This window comes from Bacillus cereus group sp. BfR-BA-01523 (assembly GCF_022662615.1).
Classification (GTDB): Bacteria; Bacillota; Bacilli; order Bacillales; family Bacillaceae_G; genus Bacillus_A; species Bacillus_A mycoides.
The window spans coordinates 44618-65077 of sequence record NZ_JAKUDX010000003.1 but is presented as its reverse complement, the minus strand read 5'-3'; the positions used below and the strand labels follow the sequence as shown (position 1 = coordinate 65077).

The following is a 20460-nucleotide window of genomic DNA, read 5'->3' as shown; positions in this document are numbered from 1 at the left end:
CCCAGTTATTTGAAACGGTTTGAAAGTGCCTAGTATTATTTATATGTGTTGAAAGAAAATAAAATAAATATGTAATAGCAATGTTCTCTACAGTTATTTTAATAAAATATAGAGAGAAATAAAAAGGGGCGATAGTAACAATTCGCTCCTTTTTAATATAATTCTTTTGCAACTATATTTTAAAAATTCATTTATAAACTAGAGATAACCTATTTGTAATTTATATGTGCTTTCTCATTTTTTTGTAAGGAAAGGGGCTTTTAATTTACAGATTTATCAGAATTATGTAAAGTGTAGATAAAACCATAAAATGGGGTGTTCTTTATGTGTACTAGTTTGACATTACAGACAAAAAACGGTCAGCATCTTTTTGCAAGAACGATGGACTTCACATTAGATTTGAATCAAGAAGTAATAATCATTCCTCGGCATTACCAGTGGAATAATATAACTGGTGAAATCATCAATACGAAACATGCTACGGTCGGAATGGGAATTAATCATCAAGGAAGGATTATTATGGCGGACGGAGTAAATGAAGCAGGTATGACATGTGCAACACTCTATTTTCCAGGATTCGCTACTTATAGTCAAAGCATAGATGACAACAAAACGAATTTGGCTCCATTTGATTTTGTGACTTGGAGTCTCACACAATTCAATTCTGTCAAAGAGTTAAAGAAATCTGTAGATAGCCTTACCTTTTTGGATATACCATTACCGGATTTAGGACTTACACCACCACTACATTGGATTTTAGCGGATAAATGGGGAGAGTGCATTGTACTGGAGCCGACAAATGAAGGATTAAAAATGTATGACAACCCACTAGGAGTGATGACGAATAGTCCGGAGTTTAATTGGCATTTACAAAATTTAAGACAATATATTGGCCTTAAATCGCAGCCATTCGCGCCAACAGAGTGGAGTAATGTACCATTAAGTGCTTTTGGTCAGGGCTCAGGTTCAATGGGACTTCCAGGGGATTTCACCCCACCATCAAGGTTTGTGCGGGCAGCATATGGCAAACAAAACATTCAAGATATAGATAGCGAAGAAGAGGGAGTATCAGCCCTTTTTCATATCTTATCAAATTGCGAGGTTCCTAAAGGCGGAGTAATAACAGAAGAAGGTACATTAGATAATACCATATATACAAGCGTAATGTGTATGGAGTCCGGAACATATTATTATCATACCTACGATTGTAGACAAATTATAGCTATTCATTTATTTCATGAAAATTTAGATACAGATGAGATTAAAGCCTATTCGTTCCAACGGAAACAAAAAATATTTTATGAAAACTAAGTAGCTTTGAAATAACGCTTAGTAAATTTTTAAATATATATAATAGAGCAATAATGACCTATAAAAAGTAGGAATCGGAAGGAATATAATTGATAATCTAATAAGTAACCCGAATAAATATCCCTTAAGAAAAAATAGACGCAAAATATTCAAGGTATTATATAAATTCAATACAACGATTTCTAGAAGGGCCATTAAAGTGCTATTAGGTAAAATAAACATGGACGTACTACTCCATTTATAAATAGCAAAGCACAAAAAAGGTGTGGAAAATATCCATACCTTTTTTGTGCTTCTATTATCTATGTATAAAAAAGCGCCGTATATCAGCACTTTTTAAAGGTACGTAAATTGTATAATAAGGATTTCTACATTATTAAACACATAACTATGCATGGCCAAATATTGATTCTTATTTGGTTAATTGTTATAAGGATCTATACGGTTATTTATTTTTATTATTATTAATTTTTTCAGTATATAAAACCTGCTCTTTATAATGCTTTTTAATTGGGAAGTTATGTGTACCAGAGCCGTTTTTGAAAGTTTTATTGATGGGGTTTTTTAGAGGGACTGTTGTAGTTTCAGTAAATTCATATGGGTAATTTATTTTAGATTTATCTTCAAACATGAAAATGCCTCCTTTTTAGGATTTCCTGAATTCTTTACTATAACATGATATGCATATAGATTTTTTTTGGACTAGTTATTTATATAGGTTAATGGAATTTAATTACGTAACTACTGAAATATTTCAAAGGAAAACAATGTGAGAAATATATTATAATGATTTCTTTTATTTATTAGCGAAGGGAATCTTGCATATATATTCGTTATAGATTGTTTTTATAATGTAATATATATATAGTTTTCCTGATAATATAATGTGGAATATTATAGTGTTATTAGGTTATTAGGAACATTTAATGTTGTTTCACAACTGAAAGCGAATTGAAAAAAAACTGAAACTTTTCTCATAAAAATTCAATCTTACTTGAAAAATGAAAGGAAAATGAAATTTTTCAAAAGGAATTCTTTGTTAAGATAAAAAGCATACATACAAAAAAGTATTGACATATCTCAAAAAATGTATTTTCGAGATATAGTGGGGGAAAAGATGAGATTAGAAAAACAATTAATAAAAAAGATGTATTATGAAACATTCCTAATGGAGAATGAAACACACCCACCTCTTCAAGTACTTGGAGAAGCTTATGTAAACGAAGAAAAAAATGAGATTTCTGATGGATCTTATATTCGTTTTGCACAAGGTGAATTTTATTATCACCATCAAGATTTTGAAGCAGCTATTTTTAAATGGGAGAAAGTTAGTAATGAATTAGCGCCATGGGCACAAAAAAATATTGCGGATGCTTACTTCGAACTTAACCAATTATCAGTTGCTGAAAACGTGTATACTTCCATTACTACTGATAATAAAATACTTATGACTGAAATTGTACTGCAATTACTGTCTCTTTACATCGAGCAAAATAATTTTGATTCAGCTTTCGCTGTTATAAAAGAAGCGGTTTCTTTAAATCCCGATTATCCAAACGTCACAACAATTGCCCGTTCCTTTTATGAAGAACAGCAAGATTTGGATAGTGCAGTAGAGCTTGCTGTGAACGAGTTAATTCGAACAGAATCTTATCCGTGGTTTGAGGTTCTAAAAGAATATATCGATAAAGGATTTACTAAAAATATTTCACCAGACTATTTTTATAAAGTATTAGTTACATTAAATAATGTAGATCAAGTACAATTTACGCAAATTGTTTCATCACTTTGGCACAGCTATAAAGATGAACAAAATTACTTATTATGGCTCAACACAATAAATGAATTTTTCATACATATCGAAATACATTCGTCCGATATATGGGACGAAATTTCTTCTCTTTACGAAGAAACATACTTTGAATTAATTCAAGGTCAATATATGCTTAGACAATTACACGATATCATTCCAAACCTGTTAACAAATTGGTTAAAGGTAGTCAATCCATCTCATGCTGTATTTCCATCTGCAGCAGTATTGGCATGGGATGAGATTTTTCCTTCTAAAATAGATTCAGCGGATATAAAAGATGCAGAAGACCTACTGTCATATTCTATTAATCATGTGAATGGCTTAGAGTATAGTTTACATCTTTTTGAATCTATTACACACTGGGCACAAGAACATGATTTAGAAATGGGTAACCGATTTAGCTGGTTAGTTGGTGAGCTTGCAGATTTAAGAACAAATCGCCTATTAGTAACTGGAACTTCAGGGAACGGAAAAGCTTCATTTATTAACTCTATTTTAGGAGAGAATATATTAGAAAACTCAATCTCAAATGTAGTTGTTTTTAAAAATGACGCTTATACAGAAATTAACGCTATAACAGATTCGGAAATTACAACAACTGAGAATTTCTCTGATTTCCATAACATGATGGCAGTGCATCGTCAAACATATAGAGATAGAGCGTGTGTTGAATTTAAATTACCATGCAGGTTTTTAAGTAAAAATAAACTTACATTCGTTGTTACACCTAGCTTTAATAGGAACAATGACGCGAGAGATGAGGTGTTTGAATATTTAAACTCTGTAGATGAATTATTATTCGTATTGAATACGGATTCACCTTTTACTGACAAAGAACGTGACATTCTATTAAGTATCCAAGAACATACACCAAATCTACAAGTTCATTTCTTATTAAATAAAATCGATAACATTTACAATGAAGCAGAAGCAAAAAGAGTTATACAAGATACGCAAGTGAGAATAAATACATATTTCCCTAATGCAAGAGTTTTCCCTTATTCTTCGTTATATACAAATAGTAAACAACTAAACGATTTAACTGAGTTTATTCATTTTAACTTTAACCATAAAAATATCGATGCAGAACGTACTGAAAAGCTATTGTTTTTCATTCGAAAAACAATTACATATCTTTTGGATAAACGCGTCGAGAGGGAAAATAATCTAGTGGATTCTATTAATTGGAATGAAGATATGTTAGTTAAACTAAATGCTTGTATTAATAACCTTACTGCTTTTGAGAAGGAAAAAATTCATTTAATTACAGAAACATATCGTACAATGAAAAACGAAATTACTAATGATCTTACAGAACATATTCCGAAATTATTGCAGAGTTGTTCCGATTTAATTAGTGAAGAAAGTGATTTTGGGCACATTGATATTGAACTAAATACAGCGATGAATGAAAGGGTGCAACAATATCTAGAACAAACTGTATTACCTAATCTTGCTCGCTCGATGCAAAATTGGATTGCGACTTCTAATAACGAGCTCCTTCAAAGTCAATTGTACTTAGCAGAAACCAGTGAAGGACTTAATTCTTTATTTGGAGAAAATCGAATACAGTTAGAATGTGACTTTAAAGTAATTGATGACTGGCGAAGAGATACTGATAGAATGACAACTAGAATACAAATGGAAGAAGTAAATATTTTACGCCGATTTACGCCAGCACAATTTTTACTGAAAAGTGCTGGTAAATTATTTGGAGTTCTTCCTAAAAATAAAGCTATGCTATATAACAAATACAAACAGTATTTAGAAAATGAAGATTATACCGATGTAACGGCTTCTATTATGAAGAAATTTTTCTTGCAGTTTGAGCTATTTGAAAACACACAAGAGCGGGATATTAATATGTTCTTTAGAAATCCATTTGGCTCGTTGGAACAAGCTGTAAAAAACACTCATTTAGAAATAAAAGAAAAACAAGATAAACTGCATAAAATGAAATCAAACCCTGAAGTTTATCATGATCCTATAACGCTCTTTGAATTGAGATTACGTCAATGTGAAGTAATCTTAAATATAGGTGAGGATAATGCCTATACAGATTTAACTTTAGAAACAAGCGTAGAATAAAAGTAAAATATATCAAGTTTTTTATATAAAATTGCATCATGTGTTATAAGAGGGGAAAAGGGAGCAACCGTAATGAGTTGCTCCCTTTCTTTATATAGATTACTTTTCAGTTTCTTTAATTTTAGTTTTTACTTCTCCAGTTTTAATTTTATTACTTTCTGAGAAACGTAATAAATCGCCTTCAATAATTTTGTCAGACATTCGTAACTCATTTTGTGCACGGTTAATCATTTCTTGAGCTTCTTTTTTTTGTAAATCTACAACCTCACCTGTTTCTCGATTATAAAAAGTATGATTTGTATATGCATACTTGTCTGTAACGAAGCTGCCATCACGGAAAACAACAAATCCGTTATATTCATCTGAAAACATATCATGACCAAAACGGATATCGTTAGTAGTATCAACCCCTAATAAATTTAGAATAGTAGGTTTCATATCAATTTGTCCCGTAGGCTTTGAAATAGTTTGACCTTCTGTTTGGCCAGGGATATGAATATATAAAGGTGTGCGTTGTAAATTTAAAGTATCAAATTCTGTTATTTGATCTTTTTCTAAAAACTGTGCCATTGCGCGATTATGTTTTTCAGAAATGCCATAATGATCACCATATAACACAATAATAGAATCATCATACATTCCCTCGGCTTTTAAACGCTCAATAAATTTTTTAATTGATTCGTCTAAGTAACGTGCTGTTACGATGTAGCGATCAAATACGCCATTACCAGAGTTGTATGGTTCAATGAATTTTGTATCTTCATCATACGTAAATGGATAATGGTTTGTTAAAGTAAGGAAACGAGCGTAAAATGGTTGATCAACAGTTTTTAATATATCTACGGATTGATCAAAGTATTCGATATCTTTTAATCCCCAATTTAAATTTGTTTCGGGTGTAATTTTGTAATCAAGTTCATTATAGTAACGATCATAACCGAGAGCAGAGTACATAATGTTACGATTCCAAAATGTTGCGTTATTCGCATGGAATACAGAAGTGAAATAACCTTGCTGACGTAAAATTTCTGGAGTCGCAGTATAATCGTTGTTACCGTGCGTGAAGAATACAGCTCCTCGATTTAATGGATACAACGATGTATCTATTAGAAATTCAGAATCTGATGTTTTTCCTTGACCAGTTTGGTGGAAAAAGTTATCAAAGTAATAGCTTTCATTTATGAATTCATTCAAGAACGGTGTAACTTCTTGACCATTGACGGATGCACCTATTAAAAAGGTTTGCAAGGATTCAAGAGTAACGACAATTACGTTTTTTCCTTTAGCTGCACCAAACATGTTAGGATTCGGCTCGCTATGGTTTGCCTTTACGTAGTTTTCAGTTTCTTGTAATTTACTACTATCTGCAAGTGCCTTTTGGGATCCAGCTTTTACTTGTAGTGTTAAATCATATACTTGATGAGTGTATAGTCCTAAATTTTTCACAAGCATTACGCGGTCGAAGGATCTCGTTAATAATTCAGGTCGTTCTTTTTCTGCAAGCTGTAGATTTGCAAAAAATACACCAATCGTTAAGAGAAAATATAACAAGCGTGCAGAATGAGTTACACGTCCTGTTTTAAAGACTATCGATTTCTTCTTTAACAAAATAAAGAAGAAAATAATGTCTACGAATGCGAGTATAATTTTGTAGTTTAATATTTCTTTAATACTGCCGCCTAACTGTGTAAAGTTAGATGTTTGTCCAAGTACTGGTAACGTAACAAAATCGCTATAAAAATCATAGAACATTACATTTCCAACGAGAACTATAGTTAATAAGAAATTAATACATAGCGCTATATAATTTCGCTTTTCACCAGTTGCAAATAATGCTAATCCAACAAATGCTAATGATGCAGCTAGAGGGCTAATAAACAAAATAAGTTCTTGTGTGGAAGACTCAATTTTCAAATCAAAACTGAATCGCGTAATAAGATATGTTTTTAACCATACTGCTAAAGCAATTATTAAAACAAAGCTTATATTTTGCATTTGTAAATTTATTTTATTCTTCATTTTTACACCTTCTTTATAGAGTTTATTTAACTAAGGTTATATATTATGTTTTTATAACTATTAGAGTGTGGTGAACCATTTAGATTATATTTTTCTAAAGGTAATAATTTGAAGTATTCATATACATACAATGGAGAATTTTAAAGCAAAGTAACATACATCTAATTTTTTTGAAACAGAGCAGAAAAAGTCATAGTCGTAGTAAAAAATACTTATAGACATCCTAACATATTAAACACTACGGCGATGTTACAAAATATCGAACAAATGAAAGTGAAAATGAATAGATGGTTTTTAAACCATTGACATTCAATAAGTTTGAAATTTCAAAAAAGTCAACTTAAAGAAAACGGTTATATTAATTAGTAGAAAACTACATTCTATATAGAATGTAGTTTTTCATGTGTTTTTAATATATCCCGTAAAATCCTGATTCTTTGTGGCTTAATCATCAGCGGGGGAGGGATAATAATTTCGTTAAAGCTATTATTAGATAAGTAAAGTGTTGGTGAAACTTAAAACATTTGACTGGCATCTTAATTAAAAAGTTTAAATACCTGATAAATATTTTCCAACATACAGACCACTTGCAGCTGCTTGAGATAATGAGTGAGTGACGCCTGAACAATCTCCAATTAAAAATAGCCCATTCATACTTGTTTCAAAGTGGTTATTGATTTTTATTGTAGGAGCATAGAACTTTCCATCAATTCCATATAATAAAGTATCTTTATCGATAGGTTCTTGGATAAATTGTTCTAAACGTAATAAAAATTTTTTGATTCCTTCAATATATAATTGAGGAATTTCTTCATTCAAATCTCCATAATCTCCGTGTAGTGTAGGCTGTATACGATTATGTTTCATGTTGTTCTCCGCTGTAGGTTGTTTCTTTATTAAGTCCTCTAAACGCTGTATAACAATCCGATCTCGTCCTTGGTTAATGCTTTTAATAATTGAACTTGCGTATACATTTGCTTCTTTGAGAGTTGGAAAATAGCGCGGGATAAATAAAGTGAAATTTAAGTTAGAAGTGCCAGTTCCTTGCTCTCGAAAATTTTGACCGTCAGGCATAACTAAACCTTCTTCATACTTTCGAATAATGCGTCCTTTTGGATTCATACAGTAAGTAGTAGCCGTGAAATGTTCATGCTGATAAGAAAGTTTCGTCTCAAATGTATCTTTTAATATAGAACGTAATTGATGTTCTTTCATCTCTACCCTAATACCTAAATCTATACGGGTTTGTTCCTGTGCAATTTCAAGGGAAGAGCACATTTCTTTTAACCAATCCGTTCCAGAACGCCCAGTTGCAAATACTAATTGCTTAGAATGGACAGTTCCTTGATTTGTAGATATTTTAAAATGGTCTTGCTGCTTAACGACATGTTGTACATCTATATGAAATCGGATATCTATTTTGTTAAGTAAAAATTCATAGAGCTGCTGAAAAATGTTACTTGAAAGTGTAGTGCCAAGATGCCTTACTTCTGTTGTGAGCATTTGTAAACCACACGTTTCAGCTCTCTTATTAAGAGTTGGATTTTCTGTAGAATATTTTGAAACAGAATTTCCTCCGAACTGACATAGAATCTCATCTACTTCAGCCATAAGTTGTAAAAAGCCTTCTTTACCGACTTTTTGCTCAAGTTCTCCGCCAAATCCGTTTGTATAATTAAATTTTCCTTCAGATTTTCCTAAACCACCAAACCCGAAATATTTATCACATGTAGTACAATTACACACTTTTCCTTGGTCTAAAGGACAATGGCGATCTTCTAGCGCTTTACCTTTATCAAGAATTAAAACCTTTTTATTACTTTTAGCTAGTGAATAAGCCATAAAAATGCTACTTACTCCAGCTCCGATAATTGTAACATCATACATATTCTTTCACCTGCTAACGAATAGTTTGTTTTTTATTTTCTTAGTGTATAACACTTTTATGAAGTTAAGAAATAGCTTTTATTAATAAAGAGGGAGTTTTTGAACTTGATACTTTTCTAATTTCTCCGAGTGGTGGAGTAAATACAAATGTTTTTATTTGAAAGAAGAAATAGTTTTAAATGATCACTATGTCATATGATTAATAAAATCTTACATATAAAAAACAGACCTTTTAAGTGAAGAGGTCTGCTAATCATTTGAAATAGTTGTTAAGTGCATAAATTTGAAGAGAATTATAGTTTTATTTAGCGAAGACGTGGTTACCGATTACCGCTACTGTTTGACGTGTCGTAATCCATTTGTTTGTTGAAGTTTTTGGATTGTAAAAATAAAGCCAATCAGAATGTATTCCATTTGTAGAGATAGCCTCTTCTACTGCCATTTTTGCTTCTGCGCTTGCAGGCTGATTAATTCTACCATCGGTAACAGGAGTAAATGCATATCCGCGTTTAATAGGTTCATAAATAACACCTGTTATTGTATTTGGAAAACCATTTGCATTTACACGATTCAAGATAACTTTCGCCACCGCTACTTTTCCTTTATATGATTCGCCACCTGCCTCAGCAGTAACTAAGCGTGCCATTAAGTCTTTTTCTTTTTCTGAAATACTTGAATTGATTTTTAAATGTTGTCCTGTATAAAGCTTGTTTCCGACTGTATTGTTAATTTGTTTTATAGATTGAACGGTAACATTGTAACGCTTTGCTATAATTTCTAATGAATCTCCCGGCTGTACTTGATAAATAATTTGTCCAGAAGTGTTCGTAGTTTTTTCGTTTTGATGAACTGTAACCTCATTTGATTTCATAGATCCTGGAATATGTAACTGTTCTCCAATAAAAGCTTGATCGTTTCCTTTATTATTCGCTTGTTTAATGGCTTGTATGGAAACGCCATATTGCTTACTGATGCCCCAAAGTGTATCATTCTTTTTTACTGTATGTGTGGTGGAAGCTTCGGCTGTACTTTGATTACATACGAATGTAAGTGCTACTGCAGATAAAGGAATTATATGTTTTATTTTTAATAATTTCATTGTAAATCCCCCTAATAAAAAATTAAGTTTTAACTGTTGAATAATGTAGTTCAGAGTATATAAGGTATGTATTTACATTTTAATATAAATATATTAGCACGTATGGAATAAATAATCATCATAAGTTTTTTATTTATATCATGTAGGACCCAAATATGAAATATTGCATATGAAAGCCCATTGAAGTTTATGTTGTTGATTACTATAATTTATCTAGTAGAAAGGGACTTTAAATTTTCCTAATGCATTGAGAATATTTTTTTATTAACTACCCTATATTACATTCAATAAGTTTGATATAAAAACAGAAAAAGAGAGGAATAATAATGAGCAATAAGAAACTTTTTTTGAAATTATTCATATGTAGTACTATATTTAGTACATTTGTATTTGCTTTAAATGATAAGCAAGTAGTTGCAGCTAGCTCTATTAATGAACTTGAAAATTGGTCAAGATGGATGCAACCTATACCCGATAACATACCGTTAGCACGAATTTCAATTCCAGGAACACATGATAGTGGAACGTTCAAGTTGCAAAATCCGATAAAGCAAGTATGGGGAATGACGCAAGAATATGATTTTCGTTATCAAATGGATCACGGAGCTAGAATTTTTGATATAAGAGGGCGTTTGACAGATGATAATACGATAGTTCTTCATCATGGGCCATTATATCTTTATGTAACACTGCATGAATTTATAAATGAAGCGAAACAATTTTTAAAAGATAATCCAAGTGAAACGATTATTATGTCTTTAAAAAAAGAGTATGAGGATATGAAAGGGGCAGAAGATTCATTTAGTAGTACGTTTGAAAAAAATTATTTTCTTGATCCTATCTTTTTAAAAACAGAAGGGAATATAAGACTTGGAGATGCTCGAGGGAAAATTGTGCTACTAAAAAGATACAGTGGTAGTAATGAATCTGGAGGATATAATAATTTTTATTGGCCAGATAATGACACGTTTACGACAACTGTAAATCAAAATGTAAATGTAACAGTACAAGATAAATATAAAGTGAGTTATGATGAGAAAGTAACATCTATTAAAGATACTATAAATGAAACGATTAACAACAGTGAAGAGTGTAATCATCTATATATTAATTTTACAAGCTTGTCTTCTGGTGGTACAGCATGGAATAGTCCATATTATTATGCGTCCTACATAAATCCTGAAATTGCAAGCTATATGAAGCAAAAGAATCCTACGAGAGTGGGCTGGGTAATTCAAGATTATATAAATGAAAAATGGTCCCCAATACTTTATCAAGAAGTTATAAGAGCGAATAAGTCACTTGTAAAAGAGTAAAGATTGTCATAGTAAGAAGCGATGAAATACGTCGCTTCTTTTTTGTTTTCTAAAAATTAACATCAAATATAGTTTTACATATCGTACGTTCATGATAGAAAAAAATCGAAACTTAAGCTATAATTACTACATATAAAATTTGTACCTATAAATTTTATATGTAGTAATGAATTTGATTTATTGTAATGAAACGGAGGTATATATTATGAAGTTTCCACATGATTTTTTATTCGGGTCTGCTTCAGCTTCTTATCAAGTAGAAGGTGCATGGAATGAGGATGGAAAAGGTGTTACGAATTGGGATGAGTTTTCAAAAATTCCTGGCAAAACATACGATGGAACAAATGGTGATGTAGCGGTTGATCATTATCATCGATATAAGGAAGATGTTCGTTTAATGGCTGAGATGGGATTGGAATCGTATCGTTTTTCGATTTCTTGGGCGAGAATATTGCCGACTGGAGATGGAGAGGTAAATGAAAAAGGAATTGAATTTTATAATAATTTAATTGATGAATGTTTAAAATACGGGATTGTACCGTTTGCCACTTTATATCATTGGGATCTACCATTACCGTTAGAAAAAGATGGTGGGTGGACGAATAAACGAACAGCAGAGGCTTTTGTAAAGTATGCAGAAATTTGCTTTAAGGCATTTGGTGATAGAGTGAAACATTGGATTACTTTTAATGAAACAGTAATGTTTTGTGGATTAGGCTATTTAAAAGGTGCACATCCACCAGGAATACAAAATGATGTTCCAAAGTATTTTCAAGCGACTCATTATGTATTTTATGCGCATGCGAAAACAGTTGCGGTGTACAAGCAGCTGAAACAGTATGGGGAGATAGGGATTACACATGTTTTCTTACCTGCTTATAGTGTGGATGATCAAAAAGAAAATATACTAGCAGCAAATCATGCGAATGAATATGAAACGTATTGGTACTACGATCCAGTTTTAAAAGGTGAGTATCCGTCTTATGTTGTACAACAATTAAAGGAAAATGGGTGGACTCCTAATTGGACGGTTGAAGAATTAGAAATCATTAAACAAAATGCCGAAAAAAATGATTTTATCGGCTTGAATTATTATCAGCCAATACGAGTAGAAAGATATGATATGGATATAAAGAGCGAGGAGCATTCTCGAGAAAACTCAACACTTGCTCCAGGTAATCCTTCTTTTGATGGTTTTTATCGAACAGTAAAAATGGATGATAAAACATATACCAAATGGGGTTGGGAAATATCTCCCGAAGGTTTCTTAGATGGATTGCATATGTTGAAAGCGCGTTACGGTGACATAAAGATGTATGTAACGGAAAATGGACTTGGTGATGAAGATCCAATCATTGGCGGAGAAATTGTAGATGTTCCGCGAATTAAATTTATTGAAGAGCATTTAAAAGTAATGAAGTGTGCAATTCAAGAGGGAATTAATTTAAAAGGTTATTATGCATGGTCAGTTATTGATTTGTTAAGTTGGTTAAATGGATATAAAAAGCAATATGGCTTTATTTTTGTCGATCATAATGATAACTTAAAACGTAAGAAGAAACTCTCGTTTCATTGGTATAAACATGTGATCGAAACGAGAGGAGAAGAGTTATAACAGATAAAAGAGTATTTTAGGAGAAAGTGTATGAGTGCAAAGTATAAACAAATTGCAGATGTGTTAGAGCAAAACATTCGAGATGGGCTTTTTAATGAAACGAAAAAATTACCTACAGAAGAAGCGTTGATGAATCGATTTGAAGTAAGCCGTAATACGATACGTAAAGTAATTAGTCAACTTGTGAATAGAGGTTATATTTTTCAAGTGCAAGGTAGTGGTATGTTTTTACGTGAAACTTCTGTAACAGATTACATTAATTTAGGAAGTTTACGTGGATTAACGAAAAATCTCGTTTCACAAAATATTGAAACGAAAGTGCTAGAGATTGAAGTAATAGAGGCAAATGAAGAGATAGTAGAACGGATGCAATGTGAGATTGGAACTAGACTATATTTTTTGAAGCGTTTAAGAATTGTAGACGGTAAACCATTCTCTATTGAAGTAAGTTATTTCAAAAAAGATATCATTCCTTATTTGAATGAAGAAATAGCATTAAGTTCTGTATACAGTTATTTCATTGAGGATTTACGATTAAATATTGGCTTTGCCGATAAAGTTATTAGTTGTGAAAAAATAAATAAAGAAAATGCAAAGCTTTTAGAACTAAATGAAGGTGATCCAGCGCTTCTTATTGAAAATACAGTTTATCTTGTAAATGGAACAATTTTCGAGCTATCTCAATCAATGTTTCATTATGAAAAGACCAAACTTTTAAATCGAATTAATTTTAATTGAAAATGAATATAAGTAGCCTTGTAAAAAAGCAACTGGTCCTAAGTGAGCAGTTGCTTTTTATTTTTAAAGTGGATGAGCAAAAAAACACAAAAGTGGTTGGTCCGTTTTTTGCAAACTTCTATTATGATAAGAGAAGAAAGGTAGTATTTTATTCATGCTTTAAAACAGACTGGCCTTAGAGAGGTGGAAGACAATGAGTTTTGCGATTTCACTAGTTGTTATTATTGTAGTTGTATCACTATTTGGGACCGTGCTAGTCGCACGAAATGTAGAAGAGAATTACGGTAAGTCTACAAAGAGGAATGTGAAAAACTTATCCGCTATCTATATCATTCTTCTTTTAGTGCTTCTTGTAGGAGTTACTTGGTATGCGGTCGTTATTTTATAAAGTTTGTATATGATGAAGGAGTTAATATATTGATGAAAAATGAGCGCCACGTTTTAGTTGTTTTCCCGCATCCGGATGATGAGTCGTATTGCGTGGCTGGAACAATTTTGGCTTATACTGAGCAGAAAGTCCCTCTTACTTATGTTTGCTTAACGTTAGGTGAAATGGGGAGAGCGATGGGAAATCCTCCTTTTGCAACACGTGAATCCTTATATGCTATAAGAGAGAAAGAACTAAAGAGCGCTACTAATATTTTAGGGATTAAAGATTTACGTATGATGGGATATCGTGATAAAACGCTTGAATTTGAAACTCCTGGAGAATTAAGAAGTGTAATACAAAAATATGTGGAAGAATTGAATCCTTCGTTAGTCATTTCTTTTTATTCGGGATATGCAGTGCATCCAGATCATGATGCAACAGGAGAAGCGGTAGCCGGGGCGTTAGCTAATATTCCAGAAAATAAAAGGCCAACATTTTATGCTGTAGCTTTTTCAAATAATCATGAAGCAGAAATAGGACCTCCAAGTTTTAAAAATGAAGTAAAAGAATATGTTCCAAAAAAGCTCGAGGCATTGCAAGCACATGCATCACAATTTGCGACTAAGGTAACGGAACTGAAAAGAGAGTATGAAGATGGTGTTCCAGAAACAGTTGAGTGGTTAGAGAGAGAGCCGTTTTGGATATATCCATTTAAAGATAAGAACATGTGATGCTACATCTGAAGGTGATGAATATGTATTTTGAATATAAGAATCGAAAGGTTTTTTACAATATAGAAGGATCTGGTCCTGTCATATTGTTTTTACATGGTCTTGGAGGGAATTCGAATAATTGGTTATACCAAAGAAAATACTTCAAGGAAAGATGGACAGTAATCTCACTCGATTTACCTGGGCATGGGAAATCCGAAGGGATGGAAATTAGTTTTAAAGAATATTCAAATGTTTTATATAAGCTATGTAATCATTTAAAGCTAAAATCAGTAACAATTTGTGGTCTTTCAAAAGGAGCTAGAGTGGGTATCGATTTTGCTATTCAATATCCACGTTTTGTTTCTAGCTTAATTGTTGTAAATGCATTTCCCTATTTAGAACCGGCAGATCGTAAAGAACGACTTGAAGTATATGATTTACTTAGCTTGCAGGATAAAGGGAAAACTTGGGCTGATACGTTATTGAGAGCAATGGGAGTAGAAGATAATGATGCAATTGTCCGAGGATTTCATCAATCCCTACAAACGATTCATCCGATTCATATTCAAAGGTTATTTGCTGAATTAGTTGATTACGATCAAAGACCATACCTCTCTAACATTGCATGTCCTGTATTAATAATACGAGGAGAGAATGATTATTTTGTTCCGGAAAAGTATGTGAGAGCATTTGAAAAACACCTGAGAAACGTGACTTTCGTTGAGTTGAAAAATAGTGGACACTTGCCTTATTTAGAACAGCCTACTAGCTTTAATGTGACGGTAGAGGCATTTTTAAATCATGCGCTTGATTAATACCATTTTTGCAGTGAATACTGTTATTAATGAGTTCAGGACACCAGCTTGGAGAGGAGGGAACTAAATGGAATGGCAACCGAATCGTGAAGATAAGATACCAGTTTATAAACAAATTGCTGATTACATTGAAAGAGGCATTTCTACCGGTGAATTCCCTTCTGATAGAAAATTACCTTCCGAGCGTATGTTAGCACAGAATTTACAAGTGAACCGGAGTACGGTCGTAGCTGCTTATGAGGAATTGAAATCACTTGGGGTAGTAGAACGGAAAAAAGGAAGTGGCACTCGGGTGAATACAGATATATGGGGTGTGTCACATAAACGAATACCGAACTGGGGTAGGTACGTTGAGGATGGATCGTTCTTACCTAATGTACCACTTGTTCAACAAATTCGAACGGAAACACAAAAAGATGATTTAATCAATTTAGCGAGTGGTGAATTGTCATCAGATTTAATTCCGAGTGATAGATTTCGAACAATTTTGTCGGAGAAAACATTTATGGGAAATCTCGGTTATGACCATCCGCTTGGAAATGAAATGTTGCGAAAAACCATTGCGGCACATGTCGAGCAATATAAACAAATAGAAGCAGATTCAAGCTCTATTCTTATTACATCTGGAGCTCAGCAAGCACTTAATCTTATCGTTCAATGTTTGTTAAAGCCTGGAGATGCGATTGCAATTGAGGATCCCTCCTATTGTTATTCACTTCCAATGTTTAAATCAGCAGGTTTAAAAATATTCCGTTTACCAGTTGATCAGCATGGTATGAATCCAGATGACTTAATCGATTTGCACAAAAAGCATCGCATTCGTATGGTGTTTTTAAATCCGGATTATCAAAATCCAACTGGAACGGTACTTTCATTGGCAAGACGTAAAAAGGTTTTAGAACTATCTTCTGGATTTGGTATACCGATTGTAGAAGATGATCCGTATAGTTTGACTTCTTTTAATGGAGAAGTGAATCCAACATTGAAATCGATGGATCAAAATGGGAATGTTCTTTATGTGAGCTCATTATCAAAAATTGTTGCATCAGGATTACGTATTGGTTGGGTAATTGGCCCCACGCGCGTAATTGAGAGATTGGCAGATGCGAAGCAGCAAGTTGATTTCGGTCATAGTGTATTTACACAGTGGGTAGCGAACCAATTTTTAGAATCTGAGGATTTTCATACGCATATTACGATGCTTCGTGGACAACTGAAACAAAGAAGAGATGAGTTAATTAGAAAGCTTGAAGAAATATTAGGGGACCAGATTGAATTTTTTGTTCCTGAGGGCGGAATACATTTATGGTGCAAAGTGCAAGGAACGTTTGATGAATATCATTTACTAGGTGAATCTATACAAAATGGTGTAGCATTTGTCCCAGGAAGCGTCCTAGGTTCGAAAAGTGAATATATCCGATTTACTTTTGGTAGATCGAATGTAGAACAAATTCAGCTTGGAGTTACAAGGTTTGCGGAAACATTAAATGAGATTTCATAATAGTGAAGCGTAATATGGAAATGAGGGAAAGAAATGAAGTACGTGACGCTTTTACTTCAAGTAGGCGTGCTATATGTGTTTAGCTTAGCTGGTACGTGGATTCAAGGAGTATTCCATCTGTCGATGCCAGGAAGTTTAATAGGGATGTTAATATTGTTTCTACTCCTTTCTACTCGTGTTTTTCCATTAAAGTGGTTTGAGGTAGGTGCAGAAAAGTTAATAGTATTTTTACCGTTATTTCTAATTCCTTCGACAACAGGATTAATGGAATATGGATCTTTTCTTTTAAGTAAGGGGAGTGTTATATTCCTTTTAGTAGTTGCAAGTACGGTAGTAACATTGATTGTTTCAGGGTATGTAAGTCAATTATTAGTAACATCAAAAAAATAAAATCGACAAGGTGCACGATTCAAATGGTCTTAATTATTATTACTGTAGTAATTTATTTATTGGCGACAAAGTTATATAAAAAATTTACGTTTCCATTTACGTTACCGGTATTAACAGTTACAGCAATTATGATTTGCTTATTTTTGATATTTGGTATTTCTCATCATGAGTATAAGGAAAATGGGGGAGACATTCTTTCAGGTTTTTTGAGTCCTGCAATTGTAGCGTTAGCCATACCTCTATTTAAAGAGCGAAAGATACTTATGAAAAACTTTTTAGCGATACTAATCGGCGTAGTGATAGGTATAGTGGCTTTAACGAGTATGAATGTAGTGATTGGTGGAATTTTAAATATAGATAAGGAACTTATATTAACAACTTTACCACAATTAGCGACAATGCCTATTGCCATTTCATTAGCGGATCAAATTGGTGGCATTCCATCTATGACTTCTAGTTTTGTAGTTGTTGCAGGAATAACAGGTGCTATTATCGGACCGACAGTACTTAAGTTTTTCCGTATAACAAGTACGATTGGAAAAGGAGTGGGGATGGGCTGCGCATCACATATTATTGGTGTGAGCCGTCTAGTGAAAGAAGGAGAGAAAGAGGCAACTATCGGTTCGGTAACGATGATTGTAACAGGGATACTTATTAGTATATTAGTACCTTATGGAGTGAAATTTTTATTTTGAAAATTAATGAATCGTAATAAGGAGTATAACACTACTCATTTTAGAGCGTAATGGAGATGATGAAAATGACAACATGGTTTATAGTTACATTATGTATTTTTGGTGCTCTTAAAGTACTAGTTTCTAGTATGCCAACTTCTGTTGTAGAATCAATTATTAGTAGATTTGAGTTACACCAAAAACTTGATGAGGAAAATACTACTGTAACGGTAGATGGGGAAAGTATAGAAGGAGAAATGAAACTTCAAGTTATTCATGAATTTAACGAGGCTTTATTTTTAGATAAACATTATTTTCCGCCGCAAGGGAATGGTACACCGATAGTCATGGAGACGAAGAAAGGAAAAAGAGAGATTAGATTTTCTATATATAGCTACGAGGAACACGTTGATGTGGTAAAGCAATATAAGAAGAAAGTAGTTGCATATCGTTTGCGATCAAAAAGCCTTCAAAGTCGTTCAGTAGCAGTAACTGAAGGTTATGCTTAAGAAGAGGCCGTTGTAAAAACGGTCTCTTTATTATAGGTAGGATGTATATAATTAATTATTCATATCGTAGTCCATTGGAAAGTTCTTCAATAGCTTTCCAATGGACTACGATAATTTGTTTGTTATTTTTATGAATTATATCGTTAGCTATTAGTTTTTCAATGACTCGATTAAGATGACGGGTAGTAGTCCCGATTAATGAGGCGATCTCATGATGATCTTTAGTATGAATTTCTCGCCCAAATAAATTAGAAGGATTTCGGGCTGTACATAAATAACTAGCAAAGCGTGTCTCCACAGAAGCCAGTAAATTGATACGTGAAGCTGTTGTGCAAGTTTGGAGTTTATAAGTGACATGATGAATTAGCTCTTGAAGAAAGACTACATCGTGTAATAAGTAACTTGTTACATAATTTTTATCGATAAAAAGAAAATCAGACTGTTGTTCGGAAATTACATGAGATTGTATGTCTACGGATTGAATTAATTCAATATCCCCCATGATAGAAACTGCAGAACAAAATCGTAGTAATAATACTTTACCTGTAATTACACTTGAAGTTATTTTTATACGTCCTGACATTTGAATGTAAAGGCCGTCGATAGCTGCACCTTCTTGTAGTATAGTTTCTTTTGCTGTATATCTGCGAATCTCAAATGGATGATTGAATTGTTGGAATAGCTTCTTTATGTACTCATTATTTAAGTAGCTTAATAATAAGGTATTATCTGCAATCTTTTGCATAATGTTTCTCCTTTTGGGACATCTGTCCTATCTATTATAAAATAATTCATATACATTAAAAAGAAAGGAGTGATGTATATGAAATTTATTTTTGATATTGATGGTACTATTTGTTTTAAAGGAAACGCAGTAACGAAAGAGATTATTCAAGCGCTAGACGTTTGTCATAGTATAGGACATGAGATTATATTTGCATCTGCTAGACCAATTAGAGATTTATTACCTGTTCTACCAACTCATATGCATCATTATGCAATGATTGGTGGAAATGGTGCTTTTATCGCAAAGGATAGAGAAATTGTTGAAGTTATACGTTTTGACATTGAAACAGTAAGTGCTATGCGTTCAATCATAGAAAAGTATAGTCTTTCCTATTTGGTAGATAGTCAATGGAACTATGCTTATACAGGAAGTGAGAGTCACCCTATCTACAAAAACATAGATCCTAATCAATTGGCTATTAATATGAATATTGATGAAATTGGTGAAGTAGTAAAAGTGGTTTTATTTCCTGATAATATAAAAAAAGAATTAATCATAAATGCGTTGGAAGAACTTCCTATAAGAATATATGAGCACGATAAAGAGGGGATTATTGATATAAGTCCGCCACATATTGATAAATGGGAAGGTTTAAAACGATTAGGTATAAAAGAGGGAGAATTCGTAGTGTTTGGTAATGATTCGAACGACTTATCAATGTTTATACATGCTAAGGAAAGTATTTGTGTTGGGAGTCATGAAGTATTAATAAATCATGCGTCCGTATGTTTAAAGGTTGACGAGCAAAGTATTGTTGATAAAATTATTGAGTTAGCAGAGTCATATGCATAAAAATGTGTATGTGAAACATAATA

Annotated in this window: 18 protein-coding genes; 13 read left to right on the top strand and 5 right to left on the bottom strand. The window is 32.7% G+C overall.

Annotated elements, in window-relative coordinates; translation table 11 throughout:
• Positions 1–324 precede the first annotated feature (324 nt).
• Positions 325–1311 (top strand): choloylglycine hydrolase family protein, encoded by a 987-nt coding sequence (locus MR066_RS08655; protein WP_002088033.1) that lies wholly within the window; start codon positions 325–327, stop codon positions 1309–1311.
• Between the two features lie 445 nt (positions 1312–1756).
• Here MR066_RS08655 and MR066_RS08650 read toward each other — a convergent pair whose 3' ends face one another.
• A complete protein-coding gene (locus tag MR066_RS08650; protein ID WP_000461142.1) occupies positions 1757–1942 on the bottom strand; it encodes a hypothetical protein in 186 nt (61 codons plus the stop codon).
• 486 nt (positions 1943–2428) lie between these two features.
• Between MR066_RS08650 and MR066_RS08645 the strand changes: the two genes are divergently transcribed.
• The gene (locus MR066_RS08645; RefSeq protein WP_242246870.1) at positions 2429–5212 is read left to right on the top strand and encodes a dynamin family protein; all 2784 of its coding nucleotides are present in this window, start codon (positions 2429–2431) and stop codon (positions 5210–5212) included.
• A 99-nt stretch (positions 5213–5311) separates the two neighbouring features.
• Here MR066_RS08645 and MR066_RS08640 read toward each other — a convergent pair whose 3' ends face one another.
• The 3 genes from MR066_RS08640 to MR066_RS08630 form a co-directional block, all read right to left on the bottom strand.
• Positions 5312–7231, bottom strand: coding sequence for an LTA synthase family protein (locus tag MR066_RS08640; RefSeq protein WP_242246868.1), 1920 nt, complete (start codon positions 7229–7231; stop codon positions 5312–5314).
• Positions 7232–7780: 549 nt separating this feature from the next.
• Positions 7781–9118, bottom strand: a complete 1338-nt coding sequence (locus MR066_RS08635) for an NAD(P)/FAD-dependent oxidoreductase (protein ID WP_242246866.1) — start codon at positions 9116–9118, stop codon at positions 7781–7783.
• Between the two features lie 301 nt (positions 9119–9419).
• Positions 9420–10217, bottom strand: coding sequence for a cell wall hydrolase (locus MR066_RS08630; RefSeq protein WP_242246864.1), 798 nt, complete (start codon positions 10215–10217; stop codon positions 9420–9422).
• Positions 10218–10543: 326 nt separating this feature from the next.
• Here MR066_RS08630 and MR066_RS08625 point away from each other — a divergent pair, with 326 nt between their 5' ends.
• The 10 genes from MR066_RS08625 (at position 10544) to MR066_RS08580 (ending at position 18858) form a co-directional block, all read left to right on the top strand.
• The gene (locus MR066_RS08625; protein ID WP_242246856.1) at positions 10544–11533 is read left to right on the top strand and encodes a phosphatidylinositol-specific phospholipase C; all 990 of its coding nucleotides are present in this window, start codon (positions 10544–10546) and stop codon (positions 11531–11533) included.
• Positions 11534–11738: 205 nt separating this feature from the next.
• Positions 11739–13148 (top strand): glycoside hydrolase family 1 protein, encoded by a 1410-nt coding sequence (locus MR066_RS08620; RefSeq protein ID WP_242246854.1) that lies wholly within the window; start codon positions 11739–11741, stop codon positions 13146–13148.
• A 30-nt stretch (positions 13149–13178) separates the two neighbouring features.
• Positions 13179–13886, top strand: coding sequence for a GntR family transcriptional regulator (locus tag MR066_RS08615; RefSeq protein WP_002033710.1), 708 nt, complete (start codon positions 13179–13181; stop codon positions 13884–13886).
• A 193-nt stretch (positions 13887–14079) separates the two neighbouring features.
• A complete protein-coding gene (locus MR066_RS08610; RefSeq protein WP_002066705.1) occupies positions 14080–14274 on the top strand; it encodes a hypothetical protein in 195 nt (64 codons plus the stop codon).
• A gap of 32 nt (positions 14275–14306) precedes the next feature.
• Positions 14307–14987, top strand: a complete 681-nt coding sequence (gene bshB2 / locus MR066_RS08605; protein WP_242247260.1) for a bacillithiol biosynthesis deacetylase BshB2 — start codon at positions 14307–14309, stop codon at positions 14985–14987.
• On the top strand, positions 14987–15784 hold the full coding sequence (locus MR066_RS08600) for an alpha/beta fold hydrolase (RefSeq protein WP_242246852.1): 798 nt from the start codon (positions 14987–14989) through the stop codon (positions 15782–15784). Before bshB2 ends, MR066_RS08600 begins: the two co-directional genes overlap by 1 nt.
• 67 nt (positions 15785–15851) lie before the next feature.
• A complete protein-coding gene (gene pdxR / locus MR066_RS08595; RefSeq protein WP_242246850.1) occupies positions 15852–17285 on the top strand; it encodes a MocR-like pyridoxine biosynthesis transcription factor PdxR in 1434 nt (477 codons plus the stop codon).
• A 33-nt stretch (positions 17286–17318) separates the two neighbouring features.
• Positions 17319–17675 carry a CidA/LrgA family holin-like protein gene (locus tag MR066_RS08590; protein ID WP_113936857.1) on the top strand — a complete coding sequence of 119 codons (357 nt, stop codon included), beginning with the start codon at positions 17319–17321 and terminating at the stop codon, positions 17673–17675.
• 23 nt (positions 17676–17698) lie between these two features.
• A complete protein-coding gene (locus MR066_RS08585; protein WP_002088016.1) occupies positions 17699–18370 on the top strand; it encodes an LrgB family protein in 672 nt (223 codons plus the stop codon).
• 65 nt (positions 18371–18435) lie between these two features.
• Positions 18436–18858, top strand: coding sequence for a YfmQ family protein (locus MR066_RS08580; RefSeq protein ID WP_242246835.1), 423 nt, complete (start codon positions 18436–18438; stop codon positions 18856–18858).
• Between the two features lie 55 nt (positions 18859–18913).
• Here the strand turns inward: MR066_RS08580 and MR066_RS08575 are convergent, their stop codons facing one another.
• Positions 18914–19603: a Crp/Fnr family transcriptional regulator gene (locus MR066_RS08575; protein ID WP_242246834.1), complete on the bottom strand. Its 690-nt coding sequence runs from the start codon at positions 19601–19603 to the stop codon at positions 18914–18916.
• Between the two features lie 78 nt (positions 19604–19681).
• Here MR066_RS08575 and MR066_RS08570 point away from each other — a divergent pair, with 78 nt between their 5' ends.
• The gene (locus MR066_RS08570; protein ID WP_242247259.1) at positions 19682–20437 is read left to right on the top strand and encodes an HAD-IIB family hydrolase; all 756 of its coding nucleotides are present in this window, start codon (positions 19682–19684) and stop codon (positions 20435–20437) included.
• Positions 20438–20460: the final 23 nt, after the last annotated feature.

What these genes read in the sequence shown, in the direction of transcription:
- MR066_RS08600 (WP_242246852.1), top strand. Translation starts at nt 14,987, where the DNA reads ATGCTACATCTGAAGGTGATGAATATGTATTTTGAATATAAGAATCGA.
- MR066_RS08570 (WP_242247259.1), top strand. Translation starts at nt 19,682, where the DNA reads ATGAAATTTATTTTTGATATTGATGGTACTATTTGTTTTAAAGGAAAC.
- MR066_RS08615 (WP_002033710.1), top strand. Translation starts at nt 13,179, where the DNA reads ATGAGTGCAAAGTATAAACAAATTGCAGATGTGTTAGAGCAAAACATT.
- bshB2 (WP_242247260.1), top strand. Translation starts at nt 14,307, where the DNA reads ATGAAAAATGAGCGCCACGTTTTAGTTGTTTTCCCGCATCCGGATGAT.
- MR066_RS08590 (WP_113936857.1), top strand. Translation starts at nt 17,319, where the DNA reads ATGAAGTACGTGACGCTTTTACTTCAAGTAGGCGTGCTATATGTGTTT.
- MR066_RS08580 (WP_242246835.1), top strand. Translation starts at nt 18,436, where the DNA reads ATGACAACATGGTTTATAGTTACATTATGTATTTTTGGTGCTCTTAAA.
- MR066_RS08620 (WP_242246854.1), top strand. Translation starts at nt 11,739, where the DNA reads ATGAAGTTTCCACATGATTTTTTATTCGGGTCTGCTTCAGCTTCTTAT.
- pdxR (WP_242246850.1), top strand. Translation starts at nt 15,852, where the DNA reads ATGGAATGGCAACCGAATCGTGAAGATAAGATACCAGTTTATAAACAA.
- MR066_RS08650 (WP_000461142.1), bottom strand. Translation starts at nt 1,942, where the DNA reads ATGTTTGAAGATAAATCTAAAATAAATTACCCATATGAATTTACTGAA.
- MR066_RS08640 (WP_242246868.1), bottom strand. Translation starts at nt 7,231, where the DNA reads ATGAAGAATAAAATAAATTTACAAATGCAAAATATAAGCTTTGTTTTA.
- MR066_RS08575 (WP_242246834.1), bottom strand. Translation starts at nt 19,603, where the DNA reads ATGCAAAAGATTGCAGATAATACCTTATTATTAAGCTACTTAAATAAT.
- MR066_RS08625 (WP_242246856.1), top strand. Translation starts at nt 10,544, where the DNA reads ATGAGCAATAAGAAACTTTTTTTGAAATTATTCATATGTAGTACTATA.
- MR066_RS08630 (WP_242246864.1), bottom strand. Translation starts at nt 10,217, where the DNA reads ATGAAATTATTAAAAATAAAACATATAATTCCTTTATCTGCAGTAGCA.
- MR066_RS08585 (WP_002088016.1), top strand. Translation starts at nt 17,699, where the DNA reads ATGGTCTTAATTATTATTACTGTAGTAATTTATTTATTGGCGACAAAG.
- MR066_RS08635 (WP_242246866.1), bottom strand. Translation starts at nt 9,118, where the DNA reads ATGTATGATGTTACAATTATCGGAGCTGGAGTAAGTAGCATTTTTATG.
- MR066_RS08655 (WP_002088033.1), top strand. Translation starts at nt 325, where the DNA reads ATGTGTACTAGTTTGACATTACAGACAAAAAACGGTCAGCATCTTTTT.
- MR066_RS08645 (WP_242246870.1), top strand. Translation starts at nt 2,429, where the DNA reads ATGAGATTAGAAAAACAATTAATAAAAAAGATGTATTATGAAACATTC.
- MR066_RS08610 (WP_002066705.1), top strand. Translation starts at nt 14,080, where the DNA reads ATGAGTTTTGCGATTTCACTAGTTGTTATTATTGTAGTTGTATCACTA.